Raw genomic sequence first — 20,915 nt, 5'->3', positions numbered from 1 at the left:
TCGTGGCCCGGGCGCCGCGAAGCGATCCCGCCCGAAGTCCGCCGATACCGCCGTGAACAGGGTAGAGCCATCGGAACACGACCGCCCCCGGGGCCGCGAGGCGGTCCCGGGGGCGGTCGGCGCCGGACGGGCTACAGGTACTGCCCCGTGCTGGCGATCGTGTCGATCGAGCGGCCGGTGTCGCTGCCCCGCTTGCCGGTGACCAGCGTGCGGATGAACACGATCCGCTCGCCCTTCTTGCCGGAGATGCGGGCCCAGTCGTCGGGGTTGGTGGTGTTCGGCAGGTCCTCGTTCTCCTTGAACTCGTCGACGCAGGCGCCGAGCAGGTGGGAGACGCGCAGGCCCTTCTGCTTGTGGTCGAGGAAGTCCTTGATCGCGGTCTTCTTGGCGCGGTCGACGATGTTCTGGATCATGGCGCCGCTGTTGAAGTCGCGGAAGTACATGACCTCCTTGTCCCCGTTGGCGTACGTCACCTCCAGGAACCGGTTCTCGTCGATCTCGCTGTACATCCGCTCGACCGTGGCCTGGATCATCGCGCCGACCGTGGCCTCGCGGTCCCCGCCGTGCTCGGCGAGGTCCTCGCTGTGCAGCGGCAGCTCCGGCGTGACGTACTTGCTGAAGATGTCCTTCGCCGCCTCGGCGTCCGGGCGCTCGATCTTGATCTTCACGTCCAGCCGGCCCGGCCGCAGGATCGCCGGGTCGATCATGTCCTCGCGGTTCGAGGCGCCGATGACGATGACGTTCTCCAGGCCCTCGACGCCGTCGATCTCGCTGAGCAGCTGCGGGACGATGGTGTTCTCCACGTCCGAGCTGATCCCGCTGCCCCGGGTCCGGAACAGCGAGTCCATCTCGTCGAAGAACACGATGACCGGCGCGCCCTCGCTGGCCTTCTCCCGCGCCCGCTGGAAGACCAGGCGGATGTGCCGCTCGGTCTCGCCGACGTACTTGTTCAGCAGCTCCGGACCCTTGATGTTGAGGAAGTAGCTCTTCACGTTGTCCGAGCCGGTCACTTCCATGACCTTCTTGGCCAGCGAGTTCGCCACCGCCTTGGCGATCAGGGTCTTGCCGCAGCCGGGCGGGCCGTACAGCAGCACGCCCTTGGGGGGCCGCAGCTGGTGCTCCTTGAACAGGTCAGGGTGCAGATACGGCAGCTCGACGGCGTCGCGGATCAGTTCGATCTGCCCGTCCAGGCCGCCGATCTCCTCGTAGGAGATGTCCGGCACCTCCTCCAGCACGAGGTCCTCGACCTCGGACTTGGGGATGCGCTCGTACACGTAGCCGCTGCGCGGCTCCATCAGCAGCGCGTCGCCGGGACGCAGCTTCACGTCCAGCAGCGGCTCGGCCAGCCGGACCACGTGCTCCTCGTCGGTGCGCCCGGTGACCAGGGCCCGGGTGCCGTCCTCGAGGATCTCCTTCAGGCTGACGATCTCGCCGACGCTCTCGAAGCCGAAGGCCGCGACGATGTTCAGCGCCTCGTTCAGCATCACCTCCTGGCCCGGGCGCAGGGTGTCCGGGTCGATGGAGGGGCTGACCGACACCCGCATCTTGCGGCCGCCGGTGAAGATGTCGGCGTTGCCGTCCCCGGCGTCCTCCAGGAACACGCCGAAGCCGCTCGGCGGCTGCGCGAGCCGGTCGATCTCCTCCTTCAGCGCCACGATCTGGTCGCGCGCTTCGCGCAGCGTCGCCACCAGGCGCTCGTTCTGGCTCGTGAGCCCGGCCACGGTGGCCTGCAGCTCGTTGATGCGCTCCTCCACGGCCCGTCCGCCCCGCGGGGCGTCCGCCGTGTCCCGGAGTCTGCGCCGAAGGACGGCGATCTCCTGCTCCAGGTACGTGACCTGGGCAGCGAGGTCCTCCGAACCCCGCGCCGAGCGCCCACTGCCCTCGCGGATGTCGTCGTCGTGTGCTGGCACGGTCCTCACCTCCCGCCGGAAGCTGCGATCATCAAGAACTTCCTTGCTGCCTTCCTGCGCCGCGGAGGCGTTCTTGAAACCGCTGAATGTTGTGCACTTGCCGCCGAGGCCGGACGCGCCGCACCGCGCGGATCCGGAACCCGGGTGTCGGTCGTAGGAACAACAAGGCTTGTCGTCATCACGATTCCCCCTCACTCGGCTGGTTATGTGGAAGCCGGTCCGGAGCTATGGCCCGATCCTTGCACCCCGCCGTCAGTGGATCAACGGATAACTCCCGCTGAAGGTTCTCCTTGAGGAGAAAACAGTGCGTAGCTCGATGAGGGGTGGAGGTCGGGCGACGGGTGGGCTTGATAGCGTCTTGAATCATGACCGCCACTACCGACACGGATGCACTGGAAGTCTGGATCGACCACGACCTCTGCACCGGGGACGGCATCTGCGCCCAGTACGCACCAGACGTCTTCGAACTCGACATCGACGGTGTGGCCTATGTCAAGGACCATCCGGGAGGCGAACTGCTGACGGGCGCCGAAGCGCGCGTCCCCGTGCCCTCTGACCTGGTGTTGGCCGTCATCGACTCGGCCAAGGAGTGCCCGGGAGAGTGCATCCGCGTCCGGCGTGTCGCGGACCAGGTGGAGATCGCCGGACCCGGCACGAACGAACAGTAAAAAAGTGGTAAGAAAGCCCGGCGGACCCGCCGCTTCCGACGGCGGGTGACCGGTTCCGCCCCAGCCCGGCACCAGTCCCCGCCGTCGCGCGTCCCCGTTTCCCTACGCCCGAGTCCGTGACGCGCCCGCTGTCGCACAGCGCGTCACGGCTAAGGGACGTTCCAGGACCCACCCAGGTTCCAGATCAAGCACCGGTAATTCGGACCGGGCTCCCGCCCAGGTCATAGGCCCGTGCCAGCTCCGGCAGCAGGCGCCGGGGCCCACCCACCGGGTGCAGCAGCTCCGGCGCGCCGGTGTGGATCGGCACCACGGTCCGCGGCGCCACCCGGTGCACCAGGGTGTGCAGGTCGTCGGAGGTGGCGTGGCCGAACGACCCGATGCGGCGCAGCGGGATGCCCAGGACCTCCAGCCACTCCACGAACAGGTCCCAGCGCGACTCGAACGGCCCGAGCGGCTCGCCGTTGGCGTGCAGCCACACCGTGCCGGGCCCGACCGGCAGGTCGGCCAGGTCCGGGATGCCCCGCAGGTCGCGCAGGTCCGGCTGGTAGACGAAACCGCCGGGATCGTCCTTGATCCCCTCCAGCCCCGGCTCGGCGTGGCCGACGGCGTCCTCGACGCCCAGCTCCCGCAGGAACCGGGCCACGGCGTCGCCCCAGACGATGCGGCGGCCGGCCGCCGCCGCCACGTCGAGGAACTCGCGCACCCGCTCCAGGTCGCGCGGGTACATCGCGAGCAGCACCAGGTCCCCGCGGGCCGCCTCGAGCGCTTCAGCGAAGTCGCGGACGACGTCGTCCTCCGTGCGCACCGGCCCCGGGAACACCGGCAGCCCCAGGGCCGTGCCCTCGGTGACGAACATCTCACAGCCCGCGGCCCGCTCGGCCAGCCGCCAGGCCCGCTCCGGCGCCCGGCCGTGGAACCGGATGTCGCCGGTGAACGCCAGCACCCCGTCCGAGGTCGTGACCAGGTAGCCGCTGGCCCCCGGCACGTCGTGGTCGACGGTCACCCGCTCGACGGTCAGCGGTCCGAAGGCCAGCGGCGTCTCGTCGGCCAGCGGCCGCCAGTCCGGCTCTCCGCCGGGCAGGCCGTCCCCGGCGGCCGCCAGCGCCTCCATGACCGCGATGGTCTCCGGGGAGGCGTGGACGGCCGTGCCCGGCCGCAGCGTGCCCACCAGGCCGCAGTGGTCGATGTGGGCGTGGCTGACGAACACCGCGGTCCGCGGCCCCTGCTCCCCAAGCCCGTCGCCGGGGTCGAGCATCGCCGGGTCGTACACGCCGGGCAGCCGCGGGGCCGCGCCGACCCGCAGCCGGTCGGCGAGGTAGCGCTGCGGACGGGGGACGACCGGCGGCCGGAACAGATCGCTGCCGCGCGGGATGTCGAGGCCGAAATCGAGCAGGACGCGGTGGTCGCCCTCGGTGATCAGGACCTTGCTGGAGCCGATGACGCCGACCCCGCCCCAGAACTCGACGGTGGTTGCCATGTATATACGTGTTCTCTTCCTATGAAATGACGGTGCGCACTAGGAACCGACCGTGCGCACCCACGCGAAGATCCCGGGCAGGACGTCCTCGACCGCCTCGGCGGTCACCGTCGCGGGCCCGTCCGCGCGCCCGAACCGGTCGATGTAGCCGGCGCGCGCGCCGACCGCCATCGCGGGCTCGATCTCGTTGAAGTAGTGGTCGCCGAGCGAGAACAGCTCGCCGGGCGGCCGGGCCGCCACCTGCCAGGAGATCCAGCGCCGCAGCCCGTCGGGCTTGTTGGAGCCGGGGCGCACCTCGTCGAACAGGCCGGTGACCCCGAGCCGGTCCAGCAGCGGCGCCAGGCCCTCGGCCGGACTGTTGGTGGCCAGCACGATCCGCACCGGCCCCCGCAGCTCCTCGAAGGCCTCGACGAGCGCCGGGATCGCGGTGACGGCGCACTCCGCGGTCAGCATGAACTTCCGGCTGGCCAGGAAAGCCGTCTCCAGCGCCGCACCGTCGACACCGTGCAGCGCCCCCAGGCCGGCCGCGGCGCCCCAGGCGTCGACCGAGCTGCTCAGCACGGCCGCCTCGGTCTCGTCGGCGGCCCCCGCGGCGGCCGCCACGCCCTCGGCGAGGTAGGCCTCGAACCGGTCCAGCATCCGGGCGCGGGCCGCCGCCGGCAGGGTCGCGGCGGCGTGCTCGGCGTAGAACCGGACCGGCGCGTCGTCGCGGTAGACGGTCCCGTCGAAGTCCACCACCAGCAGCGGCTTGCAGGGGGGAAAGGTCTGCTCAGCCACGCACACCCCCGGCGGCCGACAGCGCGCCCCGGATGAACTGCCGCTGGAGCAGCAGGAAGAACACCATGACCGGCAGCGTGGTGAAGGTGACCGCGGCGGCCAGGCCCGGGAAGTCCGTGCCCTCGGCGTTCGCGAAGGTGGACAGCCCCACCTCGATCGGCTGCACGGTGTCGCCGGACTCCATGTTGGTGTTCGTCATGATCACCGGCCACAGGAACGAGTTCCAGGAGCCCAGGAAGACGTTGATGGCGATGATGACCAGCGCCGGACGCACCATCGGGATGCCGATCGAGCGCAGGAACCGCAGCCGCGAGGCTCCGTCCAGCGCCGCGGCGTCCAGGATCTCCGCGGGCATGGTCAGGAAGAACTGGCGGACCAGGAAGATCCCGAACACGCTGGCGCCCCACGGGATGATCTGGATCCAGTAGGTGTTCAGCAAGTGCAGGTCGTTGGCCAGCACATAGTCCGGGATGATCAGAACCGTGCCGGGCATCATCAGCACCGAGAGCACGACCAGCGTCAGGAGCTTGCGACCCGGGAAGCGCAGCACGCCGAAGGCGAAACCGGCCAGCAGCGAGGTGATCAGGCAGAGCACGACCGTGCACGAGGCGATCAAAACCGTGTTGCCGAACAGGCGCAGCCACGGGGCCGAGTGCCACGCGCGGGACCAGTTCGACCAGTCCCAGTGCGGGACCAGCACCGGCGGGAAGTTGCTGAACTCGCCGGGGTGCCCCAGGGAGATGACGACCGTCCAGTAGAACGGGAAGACGAACGCGACACCTATGAGGACGGCCAGCGCGCGCCGGGCGTAACGCCCGGCGCGGCTGGCGCCCGCCATGCCGCGGGAGGCGGAGGGCTTGCTCACCCCCGCGTCACCCCTGCGCCTTCGCGGCCGCGCACGCGGACTGCGCGGTGTTCAGCGCGTCGGCGGGCTGCTTGCCGTTCTCCAGCGCCTCCTGGATCGCGGTGGCCTCGTAGCCCTGGCACTTGAAGATCCACGAGAAGCCGGGCAGCGCGAACGCGGTGTCCAGCTCGGAGACGGCGGCGGTCTCGTACGGGTTCTTCGCGATGAAGTCCTTCAGCGCCGGCTGGTCCAGCGCCTGGCCGGTCACCGGCAGGTAGCCGGAGGTGGCGGCCCAGCCGGCCTGCTCCTCGGGGCTGGTGATGAACTTCAGGAACGCCCAGGCGGCGGCCTTCTGCTCGGCGCTGGCCGACTTGAAGACCACGATGTTGGTGCCGGTGAGCTCGTTGGCGGCGCCGGCCGGACCGGAGGGCAGGGCGGTGATGCCCAGCTTGAACTTGCCGCCGACGGTCTTGTTCTCGAAGCCGTAGCCGGCCGCCGAGGAGATGTCGAACATGCCCTTCTGGGCGCCCAGGGCGGTCTCGCCGGGGTAGTTCTTGCCGGTGGCCAGCGCGTTGGCGTCCTTCAGGTCCTTCATGTACTGCAGGGCCTTGACCACCCCGGCGTCGCTGAGGTGCGGGGTGCCGTCCTTGTCGTACAGCGTCGCGCCGTTGGCCTTGGCGAGGATCTCGAACCACTGGGTGCCGAAGGCGGCGGCGGTGGCCGAGCCCGGGTCGATGGTGGAGCCGGTGACGCCGTCCTTGGAGACCGCCTTCATGACGCCGGCGTAGTCGTCCCAGGTCTTGGGCTCGCTCTGGCCGTCCTTGGCCATCAGGTCGGCGTTGTAGAACAGGATCAGCACGCTCTTGTTGAACGGCCACATCCAGGTCTTGCCGTCCGGCAGCTTCATGTCCTCCTGGATGCCCTTGTAGAACGTGGACATCGAGGCCGGCGTGTCGGTGCCGGCCAGCTCGCTGATCGGGGTCAGCACCCCGGAGCCCTGGAAGTAGGAGGCCCAGCTCTCGTACGCCTGGCCGATGGTCGGGGCGTTCCCGGCCTGCACCTCGGCCTTCTCCTTGGTGTACATCGTGGCGTAGTCCGGCTCGCCCTGGAGCTTGACCGTGATGTTCGGGTACTTCGCCTGGAAGTCCGCGACCAGCTTGTCCATCGCCGGCTTCAGGGTGCCGATCGTCATCGCCTCCTCGAAGGTGATGGTGACCGGGCCGGTGGGGACGGCGAGCTCGGTGCCGGAGCCGCTGGTCTTGCCGCCGGCGGCCGCACCGCCATTGGACGTGTCGGACTTCGGCGTCGAGGTGCCGCCGCCGGCGCAGGCCGTCGCGGTCAGGGCGAGGGCGGCCAGGCCCGCGGCTGCGGAGATGCGCTTACGCATGGTTTTTCGGGTCTCCCGGTGTGGAGGTGGGTGGTGGGGATCAGACGAGAGCGTGGGACTCGCCCGTGGCGGTGCGCCGGCGGACGAGGGTGAAGAAGACGGTGATGGCGAACAGGACCACGGCCAGCGCCGCGCCGTAACCGGTGTCGCTGAAGACGAAGGCTTCTTCGTAGACCAGATAGCTCAGGGTGGTGGTGGCGTAGGCCGGACCGCCGGCGGCCAGCTGGTAGAACTGCGTGAACGCCTGCAGGCTGGTGATCGCGGTGATCGCGACGACGAACACCGTGACCGGCTTGAGCTGGTGCCAGGTCACGTGCCAGAACTCCTGCCAGGCCGAGCAGCCGTCGACCCGGGCCGCCTCGGACAGCTCGTCCGACAGCATGGCCAGGCCGCCGAGGAACACCACGGTGGTGAAGCCGACTTCGTGCCACAGGCTGTAGATCACGACCGCGGGCATCGCCGAGGACGAGGACTGAAGCCACTGCGACGTCGGCAGATGCAGGCTGTGCAGGACCCAGTCAGCCAGACCGAACTTGTAGTTGAAGATCCAGGTCCAGATCATCGAGGTCGCGATCACCGGGGTGGCGTGCGGCAGGAACACCGCCACCCGGGTGCCGTTCAGGAGGGCGCCGCCACGCTGGAGCAACAGGGCCAGCGCCAGCGAGATCGCCGTCCCGCCGAGCACCATGGCACCGGTGAAGTACAGCGAGTGCCACAGGCTGCTGAGGAAGGACGGCTGCGTCGACTCCCACAGCCGCCGGTAGTTGCCCAGGCCCTTGAACTTCGACAGCGCCGGGTTCAGCGCGTTCCACTTCCACAGCGAGACGTAGAACGTGTACCCGGTCGGGACGATCACGAAGGCCAGGAAGACCAGCACCGCCGGGGCTGAGTAGGCCCAGCCCCAGCGGGTGGCGCGGAAGTCACGGGCCGCACCGCGCCGCGCAGGGCGGGTCGGCGCGGCGGCGGCCGGCGAGGCCTGGGTCGCGGTGGTCACGAGGTGAAACTGTCGCGGGCGTTGATGACACTCCGGCGACGTTTCGGTGAACAGTCAGCTACAAGGCTTCTTATATTCGTGATCTTGTGATGTCCTGGAATGTTGGCCAGTCCCTAACCCAGCCGGACCGGTCCAACTCCGCCCTGCCCCGCGGCCACACCCGCGTGCGCGGGCGGCCCGCGCCGGGCGCGACCGGTCCGACTACGGGAGCACCCGGCGCGCGACGCTCGACGTCACGGTGCCGTCCTCGTTGAACTCCGGGTCCGGCATCGTGCCGTCGGCGGGCGTGGCGCCCTCGGCGAGATAGTCCGCCGCGTAGGCACCCTTGGACGGCCGACGGCGTCGCACAGGCGGGGTGACGCCGTCGGCCAGCCGCCGCGCGGTCACCAGGAAGCCGGTGTGGCCGATCATCCGGTGGTCCGGTCGCACGGCCAGACCCTCGACGTGCCAGCCGCGCACCATCGACTCCCAGGGCTGCGGCTCGGTGAACGCGCCGTGCGACCGCAGCGTCTCCACGGTGCGCGACAGCTGAGTGGTGGTGGCGACATAGCAGCAGATCACACCGCCGGGCACCAGCGCCTTGGCGACCGCGTCCACGCAGTCCCACGGCGCCAGCATGTCCAGCACGACACGGTCGACCTCCTCGTCGGCGAGCTTCTCGGCCAGGTCGCCGATGGTCAGCCGCCACGCCGGGTGCTCCGCGCCGAAGAAGGACCGGACGTTCTTCGCGGCGATCTCCGCGAACTCCTCCCGGCGCTCGTAGGAGTGCACCATGCCGCTGTCCCCGACCGCCCGCAGCAGCGAGCAGGTCAGGGCGCCGGAGCCGACCCCGGCCTCGACCACGCGCGCGCCGGGGAAGATGTCGGCCATCTGCACGATCTGCCCGGCGTCCTTCGGGTACACCACCGCGGCGCCGCGCGGCATCGACAGCACGAAGTCCGACAGCAGCGGCCGCAGCGCCAGGTACTCGTTGCCGCCGGAGGTCTTGACCACCACGCCCTCCGGCGAGCCGATCAGCTCGTCGTGGTCGAAGGCGCCCTTGTGCGTGTGGTACTGCTTGCCGGCCTGCAGGGTGATGGTGCTCATCCGGCCCTTGGCGTCGGTGAGCTGAACCTGGTCTCCGGCCTTGAACAGGCCGCGGCGGTGTTCGGCGCCGGTCGGAACGGTGGAGGTGGGCGTGCTGTCCATCCCTCCAGCCTACCGGCGCGGGGATGACCGCCCGACCGCCGCCGGACGGCCTGGAAAGGGCCCGGGGACGGGCTGGGAGAGGCCTGGCTAGCGCTGGGGCGCCATCCGCCGCGGCGCCGGCGGCGGGCCGGGCGGCCGGCCCAGGAACGCGGCCTGCACGTCCGAGGCGGCCAGCACCCCGACGATGCTCCCGTCCGGCTCCACCACCAGGTACTCCGGCGCCGGGTTCGCGCGCAGCACGTCCAGCAGCGCCTCGCCGGTCAGCTCGGCGGCCACCATGAGCCCGGCCTCCAGCGGCCGCGCCACGTCCCCGGCCTCCACCCACGGCCGGCGCTGCTCGGGGGTGGCGATCACCTGCGCCTCGTTCATCAGCCCGGTCGGGCGCCCGGTGCCGTCCACCAGCACGATGCCGCGGGCGTCCACCTCGTGCGCCCGACGCAGCGCCTCGGCCAGCGGCACCCGCGCCTCGACGCTGATCGCGCGGCGGGTCATGGCGCGCGCCGACAGCCCCGGGATGCGCTGCCGCAGCTTGGCCACCACCAGCGCCTGGGAGGCGCCGAACCAGATGAACATCGCCATGAACACCGCCAGGCCCAGCCCGAACGGGTCGATGGTCCCGTCGCGGACGTAGACCAGGTTCATGACGACGAAGACGGCCAGCGCCAGCCCGCGGCCGGCCCAGGCCGCGGCCGTGGTCCCGGTCATCGCCTTGCCGGTCATCTTCCACACCGTGGCGCGCAGCATCTGGCCGCCGTCCAGCGGCAGCCCGGGCAGCAGGTTGAACAGCGCGACCAGCAGGTTCGAGGCCCAGAAGCCGAAGACCAGGGTGGCGGCGACCTTCTGCCCCAGGCCCACGGTGTCGCCGTGCGGGATGAGCTGGTACACGCCGAAGCCCAGGGCGGCCAGGACTCCGGAGGTCAGCGGCCCGACGAAGGCGATCCAGAAGGCCTTGCCGGGGGCGTCGGACTCCTTCTCGATCTCCGACACGCCGCCCAGGAAGTGGATGACGATCCGCCGCACCGGCAGGCCCAGCCGCTTGGCCAGCGCGGAGTGCGCGAGCTCGTGGACCACGACGGAGGCGTAGAGGAAGACGGCGTAGGCCAGGGACATGACGTAGCGCCAGGCGCCCAGCTCGTTGCCGAAGTCGTTGGCCGGGTCGGACGTGTCTCCGTGCTGCGGCGCGAGCAGGACGGTGATGAAGGCGGCGATGACGAACCAGGACGGGGAGACGTAGATCGGGATGCCGAACGGACGGCCCAGGCGGATCCCGGGCCCGGGGGCTACCGGTGGCTCGCTCTTCGTGTTTTCGGGCAGCCGCGCGCCGTCGTTCTGCTTGCCCTCTTCGTCCGCCACACCATCGACTCTATGCGTAGCCCAAGTAAGTAGACCACTCACCGCGCGGTAGGTTCTTCTCACACCGGCGACACACCGCTCGACCGAAGTGTCGGCACCGGGGCGTAAGGTCGTGCCCCATGGACGCGACGGACGCCGCTCTTGAGACCCCTGTGTCGACGAACCCTGTGACGCTGCCGATGGCGCTTTCGCCGTCCCGCGCCTCGGATTTCATGACCTGCCCGCTGCTGTTCCGCTTCCGCGTCATCGACAAGCTGCCGGAGCGCAAGAGCGCGGCCGCGACCCGCGGCACGCTGGTCCACGCCGTCTTGGAACGCCTCTTCGACCTGCCCACCGGCGACCGCACGCCGACCTCCGCGTCGCAGATGCTCTCGCCGGAGTGGGAGCGCATGGTCGCCGGCGACCCGGAGCTGAAGGCGCTCGCCGAGGAGGCCGGCGGCGACGACGCGTGGCTGGCCGGCGCGGTGGAACTGCTCGAACGCTACTTCCGCCTGGAGGACCCGAACCGGCTGGAGCCCGCCGAGCGTGAGCTGTTCGTGCACACCCGCATCGGCGACGGCCTGCTGCTGCGCGGCTTCGTCGACCGCCTGGACGTGGCCCCGGACGGCGCGCTGCGGGTGGTCGACTACAAGACGGGACGCGCACCGGGGCCGGCGTTCGAGGGCAAGGCCCTGTTCCAGATGAAGTTCTACGCGCTGGTGCTGTGGAAGACCCGCGGGGTGGTCCCCCGGCGCCTTCAGCTGATGTACCTGGGCGGCGACAGCCAGATCGTCACCTACGACCCCGACGAGCAGGACCTGCGCGCCACCGAGCGCAAGGTCGCCGCGCTGTGGACCGCGATCCGCGCGGCCGCCGAGCGGGGCGAGTGGCGGGCGAACCCGTCCCGGCTGTGCGACTGGTGCGATCACAAGGCGCTGTGCCCCGAGTACGGCGGCACACCCCCGATCCTGCCGCGGGTCGAGGTGATCGAGGCTGCTGACACGGTGCCGCGCCCGAAGGGGGCGGGGGCCGCTGCGGAGGTGGCCGCGGTGGGCACCGCGGAAGTCAGCGAGCCCGTCGAGGCCTGAAGGACCCGCTGGCCACGGAGGGCGAGCATTCCGCACCCCACGGCGAGCGGGAGCTCGACGGCCGCGGCCAGACCCAGAGCCCGGCCGAACGCCGGGCCGCGGACGTCACAACGACGAACCAGGCGTCGACCGCGAGCATCGCCGCCAGGACGGCGGCCACCAGCGGCAGGCACGCGTCCCGCCGGGCAGACCAGCCCGGACGCGATGGCCGAACTCGCCGTCGTGGGCAACCTGCTCGGCGACGCGCCGCTGGCAGCGTTACGACGGATGGCCCAGGCGAACCGCTCGACGGAAAGCTTCCGGCGCCGAGCCGCCGAGCCGCCGAGCCGCCGAGCCGTCGAGCCGTCGAGCCGTCGAGCCGTCGAGCCGTCGAGCCGTCGAGCCGTCGAGCATCAGCCCTCTACGGCACCAAGTCCACCCCGCCGACCGTCCCCGGCCGGCACCTCCGCAGCCGCCCCACCGCCAGCCGCGCGCCCCGCAGCGCGCCATGCCGCCGCAGCGACTCGGCCGCGTACGCCGAGCACGTCGGCGTGTACCGGCAGCCCCCATAACCCGGCCGCCGCGCGCTGAGCCGCAGCTGGTAGTACCGCACGCCTCGGTGTAGCGCCGCCGCCATCGGCGAACGCGGCGCCCACGCCTCGCTCCTGAGCCGCCGACCCGTCGCACCGGTCCCCGTCACAGCCGCTGCCAGGCCGCCCATCGCACCGATCAGCGTCATGAAACTCGCCAGCAGACACGGGTCGAATTCCCCGAGGCAGCCGAAGTCGCCGCAGCCGTCACAGCCGAGTGCCCAGTCCGGCCCGCAGTACAGCGGCGTGTCGCAGCAGTCTTCGCCGCGCCGCCTCCGCTGCCTCCGTCTCCGTCGGCCCTCTTGATCCCCCTGGTCTTGCCCCGGCACATTCCCGGTACCGAAGTCCTCGCCCACGAAAGCTCCCCCCTCAGGTCCCCGCGACGCACAGCCTCCGGGGGCCAGTTATCTGATATCCCCGGTCTCGTCGAACAGGCGGCGCAGGAACGCCAGGTTCACGCGTCGGAGCGAGTCCACGATAGTCACCCGTTCGCGCGGTTCCACCTCGGCCACGTGCGGGACGGCGACCACGCGGCAGCCGGCCGCGTGGCCGGCCGCGGTGCCGGTGGGTGAGTCCTCCAGGACGACGCAGGCGGCCGGGTCGACGCCCAGCAGCTGCGCCGCCTTCAGGTACGGGTCCGGGTTGGGCTTGCCGCGCGCGACGTCGTCGCCGGAGACCGTGAAGCGGAAGTGGTCGGCGCCGATGGCCGGGAGACAGGCGTCGACGATGCGGCGGGAGGAGGCGGAGACCAGGGCGAGGGGGATGCCGGCGGATTCGAGGGCGACCAGGAGCTCCTTGGCCCCGGGCATCATGGGGACGCCGTCACGGAGGCGCTCGATCATGGCGAGTTCGATGCCGTTCTCGAACTCGGCGGCGGCGACCGGGTGGCCGGTGATCTCCAGCAGGTAGGCGGTGGAGACCTCAAGGGGCTTACCCAGGACGTGCGGGTAGTGTTCCTCGCCCAGGGTGTGGCCATAGCCGGCGAGCATGTCCACCTCGGCCTGGAACCAAGTGGGTTCGGAGTCGATGAGCAGGCCGTCCATGTCGAACAGGACGGCGGCCGGGGGCACAGGCTGGGTCATGGCGATCAAGATACCAATCGGCGAATGACTGCCATCGACGATGGCGCGGGCCGCTATGCGCCGAACCCGAGAAAGACCGGCGCGGCGCGACTAATCTTGGGACTTGTGACCACCACCGACGCCTCCCATCGCGCCGGCCGCACCCGCGGCGAGGATCGCGAATGGCTCAGCACCGCCGTCGACCTCGCCTGGCGCTGCCCGCCGTCCCCGTCCGCGTTCAACGTCGGCGCCGTCATCGTCGACGCCGATGACCGCGAGCTGGCCCGCGGCTGGTCCCGGGACACCGATGAGACCGTCCACGCCGAGGAGTCGGCGCTGCTCAGGCTGGGCCCGGACCACCCGCGCCTGCCCGGCGCGACGATCTACTCCTCGCTCGAGCCGTGCTCCGTGCGCCGCTCCCGCCCCGCCAGCTGCACCCAGCTGATCATCGCCTCCGGCATCCGGCGGGTGGTCTTCGCCTGGCGCGAGCCGTCGCTCCTGGTCGAGGACTGCCAGGGCGTCGAGCAGCTGGAGGCGGCCGGTATCGAGGTGATCGAGTTCCCGGAGTTCGCGGCGCAGGTCCAGGCCGCCAACGCCCACCTGCTGCGCGAGCAGTAGATCGAGGTAGCACCTACCCCCAGGGCGGCTACGCCCCCGCGCCGCCGCCCTTCTTCCGCACCGACCGCCGCACCGCCGCCCGCACCGCCCGCCGGGTGGCCGGCCCGAGCTCGTCCAGGTACTCGATCAGAGCCCCGAGCTGGTCCATCGCGCGGAACGCCGCCTCGTCCCCGTCCGGGTCCACGACGGCCATCAGCTCCATCCCCATGAACGACGCCGACACCGCGCGCGCCAGCCCCGGCACGTCCGCCACCTCGCCCAGCGGCGAGTCGGCCAGCACCCGGATCAGGACCTGCTCGATCTCCACGACCCACAACTGCACCGCTTCGCGGGTGGCCGCCGCGAACACCGGGTTGGTCTGCGCCCCGGCCAGCATCTGCCCCAGGACGGCGACGTTCCCCTCCGCCCGCTCCTGCGCGTGCAGCGCCCGGCCCACGCCCTGCAGCTCCCGCAGCGACCGGACCCCCTCAAGCCGCTCGCGGTACTCCTCCACCTGCTTCCGGGTCGACCACAGCGAGGCCGCGACGAGCAGTTCGTCGACGCTCCCGAAGTGGTAGAACACCAGCGCCTGGTTCACCCCGGCCGCGGCGGCGATGTTGCGGGCCGACACCCCGGCGATGCCCTGGGCCCGCAGGGCGTCGATCGTGCCCTGCAGGAGACGGGTCCGGGTGTCGGTGCTCATGAGGCGACCGTACCGGATCGCGCTTGTCGGTCCGTCTTAGGAAGATGAGGACATGACGCCCGACATGACGCCTGATGAGGAGCACGCCGCGCTGGAGCGCCTGCGCGCCGTCTGCATGACGTTCCCCGAGGTCGAGGAGCGCCTCAGCCACGGCGAGCCGACCTGGTTCGTCCGCGGCAGGCGGACCTTCGTCATGTTCTGCGACCACCACCACGGCGAGCGCCTGGGCTTCTGGTGCCCGGCCGCCGAGGGGGTCCAGGAGCTCCGCATCGAGGAGGATCCGGACACCTTCTACCGCCCGCCCTACGTCGGCGTCCGCGGCTGGCTCGGAGTCAACCTCGACAACGCCCCGGACTGGGACGACGTCGAGGAGATCGTCCGCGCCGCCTACCTGAAGGTCGCGCCGAAGACGCTGGCGGCCCGCCTTGCCTGAGCTCCGCGTCCACGCCGACGTCGCCGTGCCGGCCGAGCGCGCCTGGGCCGCGATCGCCGACTGGGAATCGCAGGGCGCGTGGATGATCGCGACCCGGGTGAGCGGTGCGGCGGAGGCCGTCGGCGGGCGCCTGGAGGGCTGGACCGGCCTCGGGCCGATCGGCTTCCTGGACACGATGACGGTCACCGAGTGGGATCCGCCGCACCGCTGCGTGGTCCTGCACACCGGCCGCGTCGTCCGCGGCACCGGCGGCTTCGAGGTGGCGCCGAACGGCGAGAACCGGTGCCGGATCACCTGGTGGGAGCGCGTCGACCTGCCCCTCGGCGCCGTCGGACGCGCGGGATGGCTGGTGGCCGGGCCGCTGACCCGCCTGTTCTTCGCCGCGTCGCTCCGCCGGCTGAAGAAGATCCTGGAGGGTGCTTGATCAGTCCAGCATCCCGGCCAGTTCTTCGACGGTCCGCGCCGCCGCGTTCCGCAGCCCGGCCACCGACGGCCCCTCGCGCAGGATCTCCCGGCTGCTCGACGGCACCACGTTCCGCGCCCCGGCCCCGAAGATCCGCCGCACGTCGGCCGCCGTCGCGCCCTGCGCGCCGATGCCCGGGACCAGGTAGGGACCGTTGAGCCGCCCCAGGTCGAAGTCCGGGGTCGCGACGGTGCCGCCGACCACGACCCCGATCGGGCCCATCGGCGAAGCCCCGGCGTTCCGCTCGGCGGCGGCCATGACCATCTCCTCCGCCACGCTGCGCCCCGACGCCCCGACCGCGCTCTGGACCTGCGCGCCTTCGGGGTTCGAGGTCAGTCCGAGCACGAAGACGCCGGCGCCGTTCTTCTCCGCCAGCGCGTACAGCGGCTCCAGCGAGCCGAAGCCGAGGTAGGGGCTCGCCGTCAGGGCGTCGGAGAACAACGGCGAGGCCGGGTCGAGGTAGGCGTCCGCGTACGCCGCCACCGTCGAGCCGATGTCGCCGCGCTTGGCGTCCATGATCACCACGGCGCCGGCCGACCGCGCGTCGGCGACGACCCGCTCCAGCACCGCGATCCCCCGGCTGCCGAAGCGCTCGAAGAACGCGGACTGCGGCTTCAGCACCGCCACCCGGTCGGCGAGCGCCTCGACCACCGTGTACGAGAACTGCTCCAGGCCCGCGACGTCGTCATCGAGGCCCCACTGCGCCAGCAGCGAGGCGTGCGGGTCGATGCCCGCGCACAAGGGGCCGCGGGTGTCGAGAGCCGTTCGCAGGCGTGCACCGAAGGTCTCCATGGCAAGGCTCCTCACTAAGTTCTCGATGTACCTCGACTCCGATGTACCTCGATTTTTTATGTACCTCGATTCCGATGTATTTCGGCTTCGATGTACCTCGGCCGCGGTATACATCGGTCTCGATTCAGGTTCTAGGGAACCCGGGCCGCCTCCACGGCGTCCCGCAGGTTCGTGTAGCCGCCGGCCCGCACCTTCTCGGCGATGCCGCGGTTGATCCGCGCCGCCCACGCCGGCCCCTCGTAGATGAACCCCGTGTAGCCCTGCACCAGGTCGGCCCCGGCGACCAGGCGCTGCCAGGCGTCGGCGACGGTCTCGACGCCGCCGACCGAGATCAGGGCCAGGCGGCCGTCGGTGCGCTCGCGCAGCCGCTTCAGGACCTCCAGCGAGCGGGCCTTCAGCGGTGCGCCGGACAGCCCGCCGCCGCCGGCCGCCTCGACCTTCGCCGCGGAGGACTTCAGCCCGCCGCGGCCGATCGTGGTGTTGGTCGCGATGATCCCGTCCAGGCCCAGGTCCAGCGCCAGGTCGGCGACCGCGTCGACGTCGGCGTCGGCGAGGTCCGGCGCGATCTTGACCAGCAGCGGCACGTGCCGGCCCGGGACGGCCGCGTCGGCCGCCGACCGGACCGCCGTCAGCAGCGGCCGCAGCACCTCCACGGCCTGCAGGTTCCGCAGGCCCGGCGTGTTCGGCGAGGATACGTTCACGACCAGGTAGTCCGCGTAGGGCGCCAGCAGCCTCGTCGAGGCGACGTAGTCGGTGGCGGCCTCGGACTCCGGCACCGTCTTCGTCTTGCCGATGTTGACGCCGACCACCGGCGGCACCTTGTCCCAGCGCTCGGGCTTGGCCACCCGCCGCTTGAGCCGCCGCGCGGCCTCCTCGGCGCCGACGTTGTTGAAGCCCATGCGGTTGACGACCGCGCGGTCGGCGATCAGCCGGGCCAGGCGCGGCCGCTCGTTGCCGGGCTGGGCCCGCCCGGTGACGGTGCCGATCTCCACCGAGCCGAACCCGAGGGCGGCCAGGGCGTCGATGCCCTCGGCGTTCTTGTCGAAGCCGGCGGCCAGGCCGAACGGCGCCGGGAACTCGACCCCGAACACGGTCTGCTTCAGCACCGCGTCCCGGGCCGGGAACGCACGCTCCAGCAGCGCCAGCCCGGTGCCGGCGGGCAGCGCGCCGACGGCCCGGATCGCGCCGAAGCCGAGGCGGTGCGCCCGCTCCGGATCCATCCGGCGGAACACCAGGTTGAACAGCTTCGGGTAGATCCGCACCTCAGGCACCTTTCCTTGGACAGCGGTCGCGGGCGCCCGCCGCCCCGCGCGGGGCGGCGGGCAGAGGCCTCAGCCCTCGGCGCGCGAGGCGTTGATCTTCTCGGCGTACTCCTGCAGCGACCCGATCTCGATCTCGCCGCGCTGGAGCGCCTCGATCCCGTGCACCGCCGCGGCGAAGCCCTGGACCGTGGTGATGCACGGCTTGCCGGCCTGCACCGCCGCGGTCCGGATCTCGTAGCCGTCCAGGCGCGAGCCCACCCCGAACGGGGTGTTCACGATCAGGTCGATGTCGCCGTCGACGATCATCTGCACGATGGTCGGCTCGCCGTCCGGGCCGGTGCCCTGCGACAGCTTGCGCACCGTGGTGGCCGGGATGCCGTTGCGCCGCAGCACGTCGGCGGTGCCGTCGGTGGCCAGGATCTCGAACCCGAGGTCGTGCAGGGCCTTGACCGGGAACACCATGGAGCGCTTGTCGCGGTTGGCGACCGAGACGAAGGCCCGGCCCTTGAGCGGCAGCGAGCCGTAGGCGCCGGCCTGCGACTTGGCGAAGGCCTTGCCGAAGTCGGCGTCGATGCCCATGACCTCGCCGGTGGAGCGCATCTCCGGGCCGAGGATGACGTCCACGCCCTGGCCGTCCCGGGTCCGGAAGCGGGACCACGGCATGACCGCCTCCTTCACCGAGATCGGCGAGTCCGACGGCAGCGTGCCGCCGTCGCCCTCCCGGGGCAGCAGGCCCTCGGCGCGCAGCTGGGCCACGGTGGCGCCCATCCCGATCCGGGCGGCGGCCTTGGCCAGCGGCACCGCGGTGGCCTTGGCCACGAACGGCACCGTGCGCGAGGCGCGCGGGTTGGCCTCCAGCACGTAGAGGATGTCCCCGGCCAGCGCGTACTGGATGTTGATCAGGCCCCGCACGCCGACGCCGCGCGCGATCGCCTCGGTGGAGGCCCGCAGCCGCTTGACGTCGTGCCCGCCCAGGGTGATCGGCGGCAGCGCGCACGCCGAGTCGCCGGAGTGGATGCCGGCCTCCTCGATGTGCTCCATCACGCCGCCGAGGTAGAGCTCCTCGCCGTCGTACAGGGCGTCGACGTCGATCTCGATCGCGTCGTCGAGGAACCGGTCGACCAGCACCGGGTGCTCCGGCGAGATCTCGGTGGCGCGGCCGATGTAGTCCCGCAGCATGGTCTCGTCGTAGACGATCTCCATGCCGCGCCCGCCGAGCACGTAGGACGGCCGCACCAGCACCGGGTAGCCGATCTCGTCGGCGATGGCCTTGGCCTCGGCGAAGGAGAACGCGGTGCCGTGCTTGGGGGCGGGCAGCCCGGCCTCGGCCAGCACCCGCCCGAAGGCGCCGCGGTCCTCGGCCAGGTGGATCGCCTCCGGCGAGGTGCCGACCACCGGCACCCCGGCGTCCTTCAGCGCCTGCGCCAGGCCCAGCGGCGTCTGCCCGCCGAGCTGCACCACGACGCCGGCCACCGGTCCGGCGGCGCGCTCGGCGTCGACGATCTCCAGCACGTCCTCCAGGGTGAGCGGCTCGAAGTAGAGCCGGTCGGAGGTGTCGTAGTCGGTGGAGACGGTCTCCGGGTTGCAGTTGACCATCACGGTCTCGTAGCCGGCGTCCCGCAGCGCGAACGAGGCGTGCACGCAGGAATAGTCGAACTCGATGCCCTGCCCGATCCGGTTCGGCCCGGAGCCCAGGATGATCACCGCGGCCTTGTCGCGCGGCTCGACCTCGGTCTCCTCGTCGTAGGAGGAGTAGTGGTAGGGCGTGCGCGCGGCGAACTCGGCGGCGCAGGTGTCGACCGTCTTGTAGACCGGCCGCACCCCGAGCGAGTGCCGCAGCTCGCGGACCACCGGCTCGGACAGGCTCCGGATCTCGGCGATCTGCTTGTCCGAGAAGCCCGTGCGCTTGACCCGGTGCAGCAGCTCGGGCGAGAGCCGCTCGGCGTCCCGCAGCTCGCACGCGGTCTCGTGGATCAGCAGCACCTGGTCCAGGAACCAGGGATCGATCTTGGTGGCCTCGTGCAGCTCGGAGATGGAGGCGCCGGCGCGGTAGGCCTCGACCAGCAGGTTGATCCGGCCGTCGGTGGGCCGCGCGGCCTCGGCCAGGACGGTGGCCTTGTCGCGGATCGGGCCCACCCAGGTGAACTCCGAGCCCTTGCGCTCCAGCGAGCGCAGCGCCTTCTGCAGCGCCTCGGGGAAGGAGCGGCCGATGGCCATGGCCTCGCCGACCGACTTCATGGTGGTGGTCAGGGTGCTGTCGGCGACCGGGAACTTCTCGAAGGCGAACCGCGGCACCTTCACCACGACGTAGTCCAGCGCCGGCTCGAACGAGGCCGGGGTCTCGCGGGTGATGTCGTTCGGGATCTCGTCCAGGGTGTAGCCGACGGCCAGCCGGGCGGCGATCTTGGCGATCGGGAAGCCGGTGGCCTTGGACGCCAGCGCCGAGGAGCGGGAGACCCGCGGGTTCATCTCGATCACGATGATCCGGCCGTCGGCCGGGTTGACCGCGAACTGGATGTTGCAGCCGCCGGTGTCGACGCCGACCGCGCGGATCACGGCGATGCCGATGTCCCGCAGCCTCTGGTACTCGCGGTCGGTCAGGGTCATGGCCGGCGCGACGGTGATCGAGTCGCCGGTGTGCACGCCCATCGGGTCGAAGTTCTCGATGGAGCAGACCACGACGACGTTGTCGTGCTTGTCGCGCATCAGCTCCAGCTCGTACTCCTTCCAGCCGAGGATGGACTCCTCCAGGAGCACCTCGGTGGTCGGCGACAGGGCCAGGCCGGTGCCGGCGATGCGGCGCAGCTCCTCCTCGTCGTGCGCGAAGCCCGAGCCGGCGCCGCCCATCGTGAACGAGGGCCGGACCACGACCGGGTAGCCGCCGAGCTGCTCGACGCCCGCCAGGCAGTCGTCCATGGAGTGGCAGATCACCGAGCGCGCGGACTCGGCGCCGATCTTGTCGACGATCTGCTTGAACTTCTCGCGGTCCTCGCCGGACTGGATCGCGGCGATGTTCGCGCCGATGAGCTCGACGTTGTACTTGTCGAGCACGCCGTTCTCGGCGAGCGCGACCGCGGTGTTCAGCGCGGTCTGGCCGCCCAGGGTGGGCAGCAGCGCGTCCGGGCGTTCCTTGGCGATGATCTTTTCGACGAACTCCGGGGTGATCGGCTCGACGTAAGTGGCGTCGGCGACCTCCGGGTCGGTCATGATCGTCGCCGGGTTGGAGTTCACCAGGATCACGCGCAGGCCCTCACTGCGCAGCACGCGGCAGGCCTGGGTGCCGGAGTAGTCGAACTCGGCGGCCTGCCCGATGACGATCGGGCCGGAGCCGATGACGAGGACGGACTTCAGGTCTTGGCGCTTCGGCATC

At 71.2% G+C, this 20,915-nt stretch carries 19 protein-coding genes; 5 read left to right on the top strand and 14 right to left on the bottom strand.

Annotated features, from left to right (window positions below):
• Positions 1–131: 131 nt before the first annotated feature.
• On the bottom strand, positions 132–1,910 hold the full coding sequence (gene arc, locus ABD466_RS05005; protein WP_344655722.1) for a proteasome ATPase: 1,779 nt from the start codon (positions 1,908–1,910) through the stop codon (positions 132–134).
• Positions 1,911–2,275: 365 nt separating this feature from the next.
• Here arc and ABD466_RS05000 point away from each other — a divergent pair, with 365 nt between their 5' ends.
• Positions 2,276–2,578: a ferredoxin gene (locus ABD466_RS05000; protein WP_344655721.1), complete on the top strand. Its 303-nt coding sequence runs from the start codon at positions 2,276–2,278 to the stop codon at positions 2,576–2,578.
• Positions 2,579–2,762: 184 nt separating this feature from the next.
• Here the strand turns inward: ABD466_RS05000 and ABD466_RS04995 are convergent, their stop codons facing one another.
• From ABD466_RS04995 to ABD466_RS04965, 7 genes are all read right to left on the bottom strand, one after another.
• A complete protein-coding gene (locus ABD466_RS04995) occupies positions 2,763–4,055 on the bottom strand; it encodes an MBL fold metallo-hydrolase (protein WP_344655720.1) in 1,293 nt (430 codons plus the stop codon).
• Between the two features lie 39 nt (positions 4,056–4,094).
• Positions 4,095–4,832 (bottom strand): HAD family hydrolase, encoded by a 738-nt coding sequence (locus ABD466_RS04990; protein WP_344655719.1) that lies wholly within the window; start codon positions 4,830–4,832, stop codon positions 4,095–4,097.
• Entirely contained in the window at positions 4,825–5,697 is an 873-nt protein-coding gene (locus ABD466_RS04985; protein ID WP_344655718.1) for a carbohydrate ABC transporter permease, read from the bottom strand. The genes ABD466_RS04990 and ABD466_RS04985 overlap by 8 nt, the downstream gene beginning before the upstream one ends.
• 7 nt (positions 5,698–5,704) lie before the next feature.
• Positions 5,705–7,063 (bottom strand): extracellular solute-binding protein, encoded by a 1,359-nt coding sequence (locus ABD466_RS04980; protein ID WP_344655717.1) that lies wholly within the window; start codon positions 7,061–7,063, stop codon positions 5,705–5,707.
• A 40-nt stretch (positions 7,064–7,103) separates the two neighbouring features.
• Positions 7,104–8,057 (bottom strand): carbohydrate ABC transporter permease, encoded by a 954-nt coding sequence (locus ABD466_RS04975; RefSeq protein WP_344655716.1) that lies wholly within the window; start codon positions 8,055–8,057, stop codon positions 7,104–7,106.
• Positions 8,058–8,258: 201 nt separating this feature from the next.
• Positions 8,259–9,245 carry a tRNA (adenine-N1)-methyltransferase gene (locus ABD466_RS04970; RefSeq protein WP_344655715.1) on the bottom strand — a complete coding sequence of 329 codons (987 nt, stop codon included), beginning with the start codon at positions 9,243–9,245 and terminating at the stop codon, positions 8,259–8,261.
• An 87-nt stretch (positions 9,246–9,332) separates the two neighbouring features.
• Positions 9,333–10,598, bottom strand: coding sequence for a site-2 protease family protein (locus ABD466_RS04965; protein ID WP_344655714.1), 1,266 nt, complete (start codon positions 10,596–10,598; stop codon positions 9,333–9,335).
• A gap of 119 nt (positions 10,599–10,717) precedes the next feature.
• Between ABD466_RS04965 and ABD466_RS04960 the strand changes: the two genes are divergently transcribed.
• Positions 10,718–11,665 carry a RecB family exonuclease gene (locus ABD466_RS04960; RefSeq protein WP_425558534.1) on the top strand — a complete coding sequence of 316 codons (948 nt, stop codon included), beginning with the start codon at positions 10,718–10,720 and terminating at the stop codon, positions 11,663–11,665.
• Between the two features lie 400 nt (positions 11,666–12,065).
• On the opposite strand, the gene yidD is transcribed toward ABD466_RS04960, so the two are convergent.
• Positions 12,066–12,383, bottom strand: a complete 318-nt coding sequence (yidD, locus tag ABD466_RS04955) for a membrane protein insertion efficiency factor YidD (RefSeq protein WP_344655713.1) — start codon at positions 12,381–12,383, stop codon at positions 12,066–12,068.
• A gap of 255 nt (positions 12,384–12,638) precedes the next feature.
• Positions 12,639–13,316 (bottom strand): HAD family hydrolase, encoded by a 678-nt coding sequence (locus ABD466_RS04950; protein ID WP_344655712.1) that lies wholly within the window; start codon positions 13,314–13,316, stop codon positions 12,639–12,641.
• 105 nt (positions 13,317–13,421) lie between these two features.
• On the opposite strand from ABD466_RS04950, the gene ABD466_RS04945 reads away from it, so the two are divergent.
• Positions 13,422–13,913 (top strand): cytidine/deoxycytidylate deaminase family protein, encoded by a 492-nt coding sequence (locus tag ABD466_RS04945; protein WP_344655711.1) that lies wholly within the window; start codon positions 13,422–13,424, stop codon positions 13,911–13,913.
• A 28-nt stretch (positions 13,914–13,941) separates the two neighbouring features.
• Here ABD466_RS04945 and ABD466_RS04940 read toward each other — a convergent pair whose 3' ends face one another.
• Positions 13,942–14,595 carry a TetR/AcrR family transcriptional regulator gene (locus ABD466_RS04940; RefSeq protein WP_344655710.1) on the bottom strand — a complete coding sequence of 218 codons (654 nt, stop codon included), beginning with the start codon at positions 14,593–14,595 and terminating at the stop codon, positions 13,942–13,944.
• A 52-nt stretch (positions 14,596–14,647) separates the two neighbouring features.
• Here ABD466_RS04940 and ABD466_RS04935 point away from each other — a divergent pair, with 52 nt between their 5' ends.
• A complete protein-coding gene (locus ABD466_RS04935) occupies positions 14,648–15,028 on the top strand; it encodes an MmcQ/YjbR family DNA-binding protein (RefSeq protein ID WP_344655709.1) in 381 nt (126 codons plus the stop codon).
• Positions 15,021–15,452: an SRPBCC family protein gene (locus tag ABD466_RS04930; RefSeq protein ID WP_344655708.1), complete on the top strand. Its 432-nt coding sequence runs from the start codon at positions 15,021–15,023 to the stop codon at positions 15,450–15,452. Before ABD466_RS04935 ends, ABD466_RS04930 begins: the two co-directional genes overlap by 8 nt.
• On the opposite strand, the gene pyrF is transcribed toward ABD466_RS04930, so the two are convergent.
• The 3 genes from pyrF to carB all read right to left on the bottom strand — a co-directional run bounded on the left by pyrF (position 15,453) and on the right by carB (position 20,914).
• On the bottom strand, positions 15,453–16,283 hold the full coding sequence (gene pyrF, locus ABD466_RS04925; protein WP_344655707.1) for an orotidine-5'-phosphate decarboxylase: 831 nt from the start codon (positions 16,281–16,283) through the stop codon (positions 15,453–15,455).
• 131 nt (positions 16,284–16,414) lie between these two features.
• On the bottom strand, positions 16,415–17,545 hold the full coding sequence (locus ABD466_RS04920; RefSeq protein WP_344655706.1) for a quinone-dependent dihydroorotate dehydrogenase: 1,131 nt from the start codon (positions 17,543–17,545) through the stop codon (positions 16,415–16,417).
• Between the two features lie 69 nt (positions 17,546–17,614).
• Positions 17,615–20,914: a carbamoyl-phosphate synthase large subunit gene (gene carB / locus ABD466_RS04915; RefSeq protein WP_344655705.1), complete on the bottom strand. Its 3,300-nt coding sequence runs from the start codon at positions 20,912–20,914 to the stop codon at positions 17,615–17,617.
• Position 20,915: the final 1 nt, after the last annotated feature.

This window comes from Catenulispora subtropica (assembly GCF_039531675.1).
Classification (GTDB): Bacteria; Actinomycetota; Actinomycetes; order Streptomycetales; family Catenulisporaceae; genus Catenulispora; species Catenulispora subtropica.
Note: the sequence above shows the minus strand (reverse complement) of the source record. Positions and strands in the feature narration are given on the sequence as shown.